The organism is Okeania sp. SIO2F4 (assembly GCF_010672385.1).
GTDB lineage: Bacteria > Cyanobacteriota > Cyanobacteriia > Cyanobacteriales > Microcoleaceae > Trichodesmium.
In genome coordinates this window covers 1-9,272 of the sequence record NZ_JAAHGT010000340.1, presented here as the reverse complement: position 1 = coordinate 9,272, position 9,272 = coordinate 1, and the positions used below count along the sequence as shown (strand labels likewise).

Genomic DNA, 9,272 nt, shown 5'->3' with positions numbered 1-9,272 from the left:
ATCATTACTTCCGAAAGAAACCCAAAGTTTGCAAACTGCCAATATCTTAGAAGGAACCCTTGCCTATATTTCTCCCGAACAAACTGGAAGGATGAATCGAGGGATAGACTATCGCAGCGATTTTTATTCCCTGGGTGTTACCTTTTACGAACTCCTGACGGGAAAACTCCCTTTTGAAAGCGAAGACCCCCTGGAACTCGTCCACGCACACATAGCGAAAAAGCCTCCTCCAATTCCTGAGTACCAAATTCCGACTCCCTTAGCCAATATAGTTTTAAAATTGATTGCGAAAAATGCTGAAGAGCGATATCAAACTGCTTTAGGGCTAAAATTTGACCTGAAAAAATGTTACGTTCAATATCAAGAAACTGGAAAAATAAAACCTTTTGCTTTGGGAGAACAGGATAGGAGCGATCGGTTTTTAATCCCCGAAAAACTCTACGGACGGGAAAAAGAAGTACAAATGCTCCTTGATGCCTTTGAAAGAGTAGCAGAAGGAAAAACCGAACTGATTTTAGTAGCGGGATATTCCGGTATCGGGAAAACAGTGGTTGTTAATGAAGTTCATAAACCCATCACTCAAGAAAAAGGATACTTTATCAAAGGAAAATTCGACCAATTCAATCGAAATATTCCCTTCAGTGCCTTCGTGCAAGTCTTCCGCAGTTTGATGGAGCAATTACTCGGAGAATCGGATGCCGAACTGCAAAAATGGAAAACCAAAATCCTGGAAGTGGTTGGGACTAATGGACAAGCGATCATTGATGTGATCCCGGAACTAGAAAAGGTGATTGATAAACAGCCTCCCGCCCCAGAATTATCTGGGAATGCAGCTCAAAACCGATTTAATCTCCTGTTTCAAAAGTTTATTGCAGTTTTCACCACAAAAGAACATCCTTTAGTGATGTTTTTAGACGATTTGCAATGGGCAGATTCGGCATCATTAAATCTGATGAAGGTATTAATGGGAGATAATGAGACGGGCTATTTACTGTTGCTGGGGGCATATAGAGATAACGAAGTATTTCCTGCTCATCCTTTGATGCTAACTTTAGCAGAGTTAGAGAAGCGGTGCGACCCCGCGTCGGCGAAAGACGCAAGCGGTCATACCCCGCGTCGGCAAAAGACGCAAGCGGTCATACCCCGCGTCGCCGACAGGCGCAAGGGAATGCTGACCAAGAGAGGGAATGCTGACCAAGAGAGGGAACGCGCACCAAGAGAACAAGAAGCAGCTATTTCAACCATTACTCTGGCTCCCTTGGCTCAAGATAATATCAATCGGTTGGTGGCGGAAACGCTCATTTGTCCGATGGAGGTGGCTGCTCCTTTTACAGAGTTAATCTATAGGAAAACCAAAGGTAACCCGTTCTTTACCACCCAGTTCTTAAAAGGATTATATGAAGATCGATTAATTGTATTTAATCGCCAGTGCGGATATTGGGAATGCGATTTGGTCAAGGTACAAGATGCGTCTCTGACGGATGATGTGGTGGAATTTATGGCGGGACGCTTGCAAAAGCTACCGGAGGGGACGCAAGAGATATTGAAGTTGGCGGCTTGCATTGGTAACCAATTTGATTTGAAGACGTTGGCGATCGTTCAGGAAAGTGCTTTAGAGGAAGTCGCTGCCGAACTTTGGCCTGCTTTGCAGGAAAGGATGGTGGTACCGCTCGGAGAAGCCTACAAGTTTTTCCAAGGAAGGGAAAAAGACGAAGAAAAAGCGGATAGCATTGCCGTCGGTTATCGCTTCTTACACGATCGCGTCCAACAAGCGGCCTATTCTTTGATTCCTGAAGAGCACAAAGAAATCACTCATTATCGTATCGGACAACTCCTACTTGAAACCATTCCCTTAGAAAATAGAGAAGGTCGGATTTTCGATCTGATTGGTCAATTAAACTATGGCAAGACATTAATCACCGAGCAAAACAAGCGAGATCAACTGGCTCAACTGAATCTTATTGCTTGTCGCAAAGCTCTATCGTCCACAGCTTATCAAGCTGGTCGAGAATATGCCAAGATCGGACTCTATTTGCTAGGAGAAAACCCTTGGCAGTCTCAATATAAAATCAGTTTAATCTTCCATAACTTAGCTGCGGAATTTGCTTCTCTATGTGGCGACTTTACGGCAATGGAACGGTATATTGAAACAGTGATTCTGGAGGCAAAATCTTTAATAGAACAGGTAACGGTTTATCGCATTAAAATTCAAGCATATGCTGCTCAAAATAAACTCATTGAAGCCATTAGGAGCGCACAACATTTTTTGCAGCAGATGGGGATAATGTTTCCTGAATCTCCCACACTAGAAGACACGAAAAACGAGATTGCTGAAATCGAGCGAATAATGGGAGATCGAGATATTGAAGACTTGGTTGACCTACCAATAATAACGAACCGCGAAAAAATCGTTATTCTGGAAATTGCCGCGAGTATTATGCCTGCCACTTATATTGCAGCACCTCTATTACATGTATTAGTTGTTACCTTATCCATTAAACTATCCCTACAATTTGGTAATAGCCCTGAAGGTGGTTTTGGCTATGTTAGTTATGGGGTCATTCTCAGTAGCTTTCAACAAATAGAAAAAGGAGTAAAATTCGGGGAATTAGCCCTTAAAGTCATCTCTAAACTCAATGCAAAAACTTTCAAAGCACGTGTTTTGTTTGTCTTTACGCTTTTTCTTTTGCATCGCAAATCTCATCTCAAAAAAACGCTACCTCTGATGCAAGAAGTTTACACAACTGCTTTAGAAGTTGGTAACTTAGAATTTGTCGGTTATGCAGCTCAAGCCTTTTGTCTGTATTCTTTTTTGAGCGGTCAACCCCTAGAAAGTTTAGAGCCACAAGTTTGCTCGTATTGTAATTCGTTAGTCCAATTCAATCAATTAACAACAGGAAATTGGTGTCGAATCTATTGGCAATCTATTTTAAATTTACTAGAGAATCCAGAAACGCCCTTGATTTTATCTGGAAAAGCTTTCCAAGAACAAGAATTAATTCCCGATCTAACGGCAGCTAATGACTTATGGGGGCTATATTTTTTCCACCTGTATAAGCTCATGCTAGCTTATTTGCTTGGGGAAGTGGAATCCACTCGATATCATGCGGTGGAAGGCAGAAAATATTTAGTGGCTACTCTAGGAGCGGCTACTGAACCTGTATTTTATTTTTATGATTCTTTGAGCTTGATAGCAATGCTCCGCTTTCTCCCATCGGAGACATCAGATACAATAGAAAAGGTAACAGAAAACCAAATCAAGTTACAACAGCAGTGGGCAAATCATGCTCCGATGAATCATCAACATAAAGTAGATTTGGTAGAAGCGGAAAAATTTCAAGTATTAGGACAGAAATTGGAAGCGATGGAACTATACGATCGCGCCATTGCCGGAGCGAAAGAAAATGAATATATCCAAGAAGAAGCTTTAGCCAACGAACTCGCTGCTAAATTCTACCTTGAATGGGGCAAAGAAACCATTGCCGAGGCATATTTGCAAAAAGCCTATTATTGTTATACTAAGTGGGGAGCCAAAGCGAAAACCGACGATCTAGAGAAACGCTATCCTCAACTGCTCTCCCCCATTCTCCAACGACAACAATTGGGTTTGAGTGCCAACAGCATGATAACTACTATTACCAAAGGAAGGGTTTCCAGTACTAGCACCTCCACCGGAAAACTGTTAGATTTAGCCGCCCTTATGAAAGCATCCCGCAGCCTTTCCGAAGAAATAGACCTTGAGCGCACCATCGCTAACTTAATGCAAGTAATCCAAGAAAATGCAGGAGCCGAAACCGTTGCCATCATGATCTTTGAAAAAGATATTCTTATGTTGGCAGCCCATGGGACTGGAGAGGAAATGTCTGTTATAAACATTCCTGTTGAGAGCAGTCACAATGTGCCTTTAACCCTGATAAATCGGGTGAAAAACACTAGGGAGCATCTCGTCCTAGAGAATGCCAAAGAAGTCAACGACTATGCTGGAGATGCCTACATCCAACAGCATCAACCCCAGTCTGTATTATGTCTGCCTTTAATTGACCGAGGTCAACTCATCGGCATTCTCTACTTGGAAAATAATCAAGCCAGGGGGGCATTTACCAGCGATCGCATCGAAATTTTGAATTTGCTCTGTTCCCAAGCTGCAATAGCGCTGCAAAACGCCCAACTATACGAGAAAGAACAACAAGCTTTAATAGATTTGCAACAAGCACAGTTGCAATTAGTACAAAGTGAAAAAATGGCAACTTTGGGGAATCTGGTCGCCGGGATTGCTCATGAAATCAACAATCCCATTGGGTTTCTTGGCGGGAATGTACACGCTGCACAAGAATATGTGCAAGATTTATTAGCAGGACTTTCTCTCTATCAAGAACATTCCCACCTTTCCGATGAAATCGTCGAAGAACTTGAAGAGCTAGATCTAGAATTTATTGCTGAAGACTTCCCAAAACTAATTGCATCGATGCAAGCAGGATGCGATCTAATTCGCAATATTAGTAAATCTCTGCGAACCTTTTCTCGCACGGATACCTATAAAAAAACTGAGTTTAATGTGCATGATGGTATCGATAGCACCCTCTTAATCCTTAAATATCGGCTCAAAGCCAACCAAGAACGCCCCGCTATTGAAATTGTGAAAAACTATGGCGATATTCCAGAAATAAAATGTTATCCCGGACAACTCAATCAAGTGTTTATGAATTTATTGGCCAATGCGATCGATGCTTTAGATCAAAGTAATGCTGGAAAAACCTATCAAGAGATAGAAAAAGAACACAATCGCATTACCATGGGAACGGCATTAAGTGAAAAGAAAAAGAGTGTAATTGTGCAAATTTCTGACAATGGGATGGGAATGCCAGAAGAAGTGAAAGCACGCATTTTCGATCAGGGATTTACGACAAAAGAAGTCGGAAAAGGAACGGGGTTGGGCATGGCGATCGCCCGACAAATTGTTGAAGAAAAACATGGAGGAAAGATAATTTGTGATTCAGAATTAGGCAAGGGAACGGAATTTATTATTTCTCTACCCTTAAGTTAAAGTTGGAACCTACATTCGGTACTTCAAAACGTAGCATAAAAAATTAGGAGTCAGGAGTTAGGAGTCAGGAGAAAATAATATTGGTCAATAGGAGTAAATAATTAAGCATAAACACTTACAGCACTTTGCGCGGATGGTGAGGTACACCAGAAAATTAAGGTATTTTCCCTGTTCCCTAAGGTCCTAAAATTGTGTACCTCATCAACTCCGAAACTGCTGTAATATTTTTCTGAGAATTTGACTAATGAGAAAGATCAATGAATATGAAATATAAATTTTTCAATAATTAATAATTAATTATTGTCAAATATAAAATGTTTTTAAATTAGGATTTGGGAAATCGCAATTTCAAGAAAAATTATAGCCAAAATTATCAATGCCGAAGATGAAAATAGTAGAGTATGGGATAAATCACGGACATTATGCTCTCCTAAACCGTATAATTACTAATTGTCATCCGGAAAGTTAGAAAGTACAATACTATTAAAATGATTAAAGTATATTAAATTAAAAATGAATAAAATCCTTGGGCTAATTAAATCAAAGAAGCAGGCATTTGCTGAACTACCTTTTTTTTTGCACATAACAGATAAAACCATTCATCCAGCAACGCGTTTGGCGTTTGCACCAGCATTTTCCTTTTTTGTGATGGGATTTGCAGAGCTAAATGAGCAGGTTCTCAGAACTGAAACCAGTACAGATCCTATCCAATTGCTCATCAATCAGCATACAAGGGAGGATGATAAACATTGGATGTTTTTTATCCACGATCTAGAAATGTTGGGTATTAATTTTGAAATGAAGTTTGCAGATGCTCTTAAATATCTATTTCATAAAGATAATCTTCCTAGCAGGCGCATAATATATAGCCTCCATGCCATAGCTTCTAGACTTGCAAACCCAACGCAGAAACTAATTATGATCGAGGCAATCGAGGCTACTGCCGATATTTTTCTCAAATCAACCGATGTACTTATCCAAGATTTGAAGAAGTCCACTCAGATGAATTATATGTACTTTGGAGGAACTCATTTAACCTTGGACAGCTCACATTCTATTCATGATGGACAGATTCAAGATATTATGGAGAGTATAGAACTCACCGAGGCTCAAGAACAAGACGCAATTGCTATTGTCGAGCAGGTGTTTACAATGTTTGAGAAGTTTTTTAGTGAGTTGCTCGACTACGCTCAGAAATATCCTGATTTTCAAGAATTTCCCAACTTTCCCTCCACTCAGTTTAACCCTCTTATGGAGCTTAGTGGCGTGAGTGCCTGAATCAACACAGTTTTGATTAATAATTGACCCAGTTTCTGGGTGCATCTCAAAAATGTAAATCTATCGTAGAGCAGGCCGGAAAATTATCTATACTTCCAGTTTTTATGAATATATCCTGCCGACCCTATTTTCAGGGATTCCCAAACCTTCCCTTCATTCAGTTTAACCCTCATGTAGAGCTTGGTAGCATTAATGACTGAATCAAAACAGGCTTTATTCCAGATGATTAACAGCGTCTGGATTTTTCGCTCGATATATGTTGCAGCTTCCTTAGGAATTGCCGATTTGCTGCATGATCGCTCCAAAGGAGTTGATGAACTTGCCGTTCTACTAAACTTACCCAAACTTACCCATACATAGTGGCATGAGCTTTGGAGCTAGCTTCCTGCTTCACGCATATACCACTGACCGCAGTCTGCGTACGGACGTTGCATGCAACGTCCCTTCTTCTCCACAGGCTTAAATTCGCTTGGAATTCAAGCTACTGATACACATAGTTTTTCAAGTTGACAGCAGCGTTCAAATCTCTTTCAACTTCAAAACCGCATTGACTACATTCATAAGTTCTCAAGTGTAACAGCATTTTCTGTTGATGCCCACAGTTTGAACATATTTGAGAACTTGGGTAAAATCTCGAAGCTATGACTAATTCACTACCTAACCATTCACATTTGTATGTAAGCTGGCGCTTGAATTCATAAAAACCACAGTCTGCTATGGCACTTGCCAGTTTGTGATCTCTTGGTGCGCCTTCCGCAAGCGAGCTGTCGTCGTCGCAGGGTCGCACCGCTTTTTGAGCATTCCACTAACATTCAAATCCTCAATTATTATGGTGCTGTGATTTTTAGCTAACCATGAAGTGAGTTTATGTAGTGCATCTGCTCTGATATCAGCGACTTTTTTGTGGACTTTTGCTAGTTTTTTTACTGCTTTAATTCGGTTTTTGGAGCCAATAACTTTTCTGCTGACTGCACGTTGATGACGAACTAATTGTTTTTTAGCTTGCCTATAGGCTTTGACATTAGCAAATTTACTGCCATCAGAACAGGTTGCTAAAGTATTTATGCCTATATCTACGCCAATAGTTTCTCGTGGCTTTTGAGTTGGATAGGATTCAAAATCGTACTTAAAACTGATGTACCAACTATCTGCTCGTTTGGATATGGTGACGTTTTTTACTGGTACTGAAGGTAAGATTTCATAAGTTTTTACTATTCCTATTCTTGGTAGTTGTATGTAGTTTCCTTGGAAAATCTTAATACTTCCTTCCAAGTAAAAACTGTCTTTTCTACCTTTTTTCTTAAAGACCGGAAAACCACCTTGAGGAATAGTTATAAAGTTTTTAAATGCTCTCTATAAATCCCTTAATGCTTGCCCTTGGTGCACACTTAGATACCTGATAATATCAGGAATTAATTGATTTGACTTCAGCTACTAAACGTTTATGCAAGGTAATTGCACTTGGGCGTTTTTTAGTTTCTTCGTACTCTTTTATACAAGTTGCTAATCCCCAGTTATAAGCATGGCGAGCTACTCCTGCGTGTTTGGCTAGTATTGTTTTTTGTTGATTGTTAAGTTTTAGCGGCTTTGTTGCACAAAAGATGATTAAAAGGGTATATGTAATATTCAAGATAGTACCAGTCAGTAGATATGAGTAAGTCCAAGTCCAAGTCTAAGTCTAAGTACAAGGTCAAAAATTGGTCTGAGTACGATGCCTCATTGAAGCAACGAGGAAGTTTGACATTTTGGCTAAGTCAAGATGTTATAGAGCAATGGCTCAACCAACAGAAAACAGGACGCAAGGGAGCATCAAACACCTACAGTAATGTGGCTATTGAATTGATGGCTACATTACAATCTTTGTTTAGCTTGGCTGGAGGTCAAACTGAAGGTTTTTTAGAATCTATATTTTCTCGCTCTGGGAATAGAGCTAGCAGTTCCAGACCACAGCACTTTGTGTCGGCGTCTAGGAAAAATGAACATTGATATTCCAGTAGTGCCAGCCAAAGAGCCTATTCATTTAGTGGTAGATTCTACTGGAGTCAAAGTCTATGGAGAAGGAGAGTGGAAAACTAGAATTCATGGTTGTCGCGTAAACGTCGTACATGGGCTTTGTTGCATCTAGGTGTAAATGAGGCAACAGGGGAAATACTCAGTGCAGTAGTTAGTAGTAACGTGAAGCGTGACGACCAAGTATTCGGCCAATTACTAGAGGTGGTAGAAAGCGAGATAGCTCAAGTCTCAGGTGATGGAGCCTATGATAAACGCAAGTGCTACTCCGAAGCCTCTGATAGAGGAGCCAAACCGACCATAGCGCCCCGTAAAAATGCAGTAATATGGCATCATGGCAACTGTAAGAGTCCACCTCATGCCAGGGATGAGAACCTTAGAGTAGGACGTAAAAAGTGGAAACGTGAGAGTGGATACCATAGACGTTCTGTGTCACAAACAACTATGTTTAGGTTGAAAGTAATATTTGGGGGTAAGTTGCGACGACGGAAATTCGACAATCAGGCAGTGGAGTTGTTCATACAATGTGCCATACTTAATCGTATGATACAGGATTGTAAGCCAGAAAGCTCACGGGGTGACAAGGTAGCTGAAAGCTATATATAGAGGTGGACTTATCAAATAAGCTGAAGAATAGTTCAACTAAAATCCCACTATTATTGAGAATAGATGGGGGTGTGGTGCGTTCGCGGAGCGTTGCGGAGCGCAGTATCGCGCCACACAGTAGCTTGATTATTTATTCAAATAACTGGCAAAACAGTTAAAAATCCGATCAAAAAGGGTTGGTAATTACAAATAAAAATTAATAAAAGAGAATATATTAGGCTTTGATCAAAACCAGATCGAACAAAAGTTGAGTCCATCTCAAATAATAACATTACAAATATTATTATACTTAACATCAGTACATAAAACCGTACAAATATCAAAATTAAGTACT

General features: G+C 40.2%; 6 protein-coding genes and 2 pseudogenes. 5 read left to right on the top strand and 3 right to left on the bottom strand.

Annotated features, from left to right (window positions below; genetic code table 11):
- The 4 genes and pseudogenes from F6K22_RS20660 to F6K22_RS20645 all read left to right on the top strand — a co-directional run.
- Nucleotides 1-1,069 (top strand): annotated as a pseudogene (locus tag F6K22_RS20660) (ATP-binding protein); the annotation flags it as partial.
- On the top strand, nt 1,043-5,044 hold the full coding sequence (locus F6K22_RS42285) for a trifunctional serine/threonine-protein kinase/ATP-binding protein/sensor histidine kinase (protein ID WP_363274024.1): 4,002 nt from the start codon (nt 1,043-1,045) through the stop codon (nt 5,042-5,044). The pseudogene F6K22_RS20660 and the gene F6K22_RS42285, both read left to right, overlap by 27 nt.
- Nucleotides 5,045-5,557: 513 nt before the next feature.
- A complete protein-coding gene (locus F6K22_RS20650) occupies nt 5,558-6,322 on the top strand; it encodes a hypothetical protein (RefSeq protein WP_293101991.1) in 765 nt (254 codons plus the stop codon).
- 222 nt (nt 6,323-6,544) lie between these two features.
- Nucleotides 6,545-6,682 (top strand): hypothetical protein, encoded by a 138-nt coding sequence (locus tag F6K22_RS20645; protein WP_293101988.1) that lies wholly within the window; start codon nt 6,545-6,547, stop codon nt 6,680-6,682.
- A gap of 121 nt (nt 6,683-6,803) precedes the next feature.
- Here F6K22_RS20645 and F6K22_RS20640 read toward each other — a convergent pair whose 3' ends face one another.
- The 3 genes from F6K22_RS20640 to F6K22_RS20630 form a co-directional block, all read right to left on the bottom strand.
- Entirely contained in the window at nt 6,804-7,109 is a 306-nt protein-coding gene (locus F6K22_RS20640) for an RNA-guided endonuclease InsQ/TnpB family protein (RefSeq protein ID WP_293101986.1), read from the bottom strand.
- Nucleotides 7,037-7,651 carry an RNA-guided endonuclease InsQ/TnpB family protein gene (locus F6K22_RS20635; RefSeq protein ID WP_293101994.1) on the bottom strand — a complete coding sequence of 205 codons (615 nt, stop codon included), beginning with the start codon at nt 7,649-7,651 and terminating at the stop codon, nt 7,037-7,039. Before F6K22_RS20635 ends, F6K22_RS20640 begins: the two co-directional genes overlap by 73 nt.
- 76 nt (nt 7,652-7,727) lie before the next feature.
- Nucleotides 7,728-7,952: a helix-turn-helix domain-containing protein gene (locus F6K22_RS20630; protein ID WP_293101983.1), complete on the bottom strand. Its 225-nt coding sequence runs from the start codon at nt 7,950-7,952 to the stop codon at nt 7,728-7,730.
- A gap of 20 nt (nt 7,953-7,972) precedes the next feature.
- On the opposite strand from F6K22_RS20630, the pseudogene F6K22_RS20625 reads away from it, so the two are divergent.
- Nucleotides 7,973-8,938: pseudogene (locus F6K22_RS20625) on the top strand (IS5 family transposase).
- The last annotated feature ends 334 nt before the right edge of the window (nt 8,939-9,272 follow it).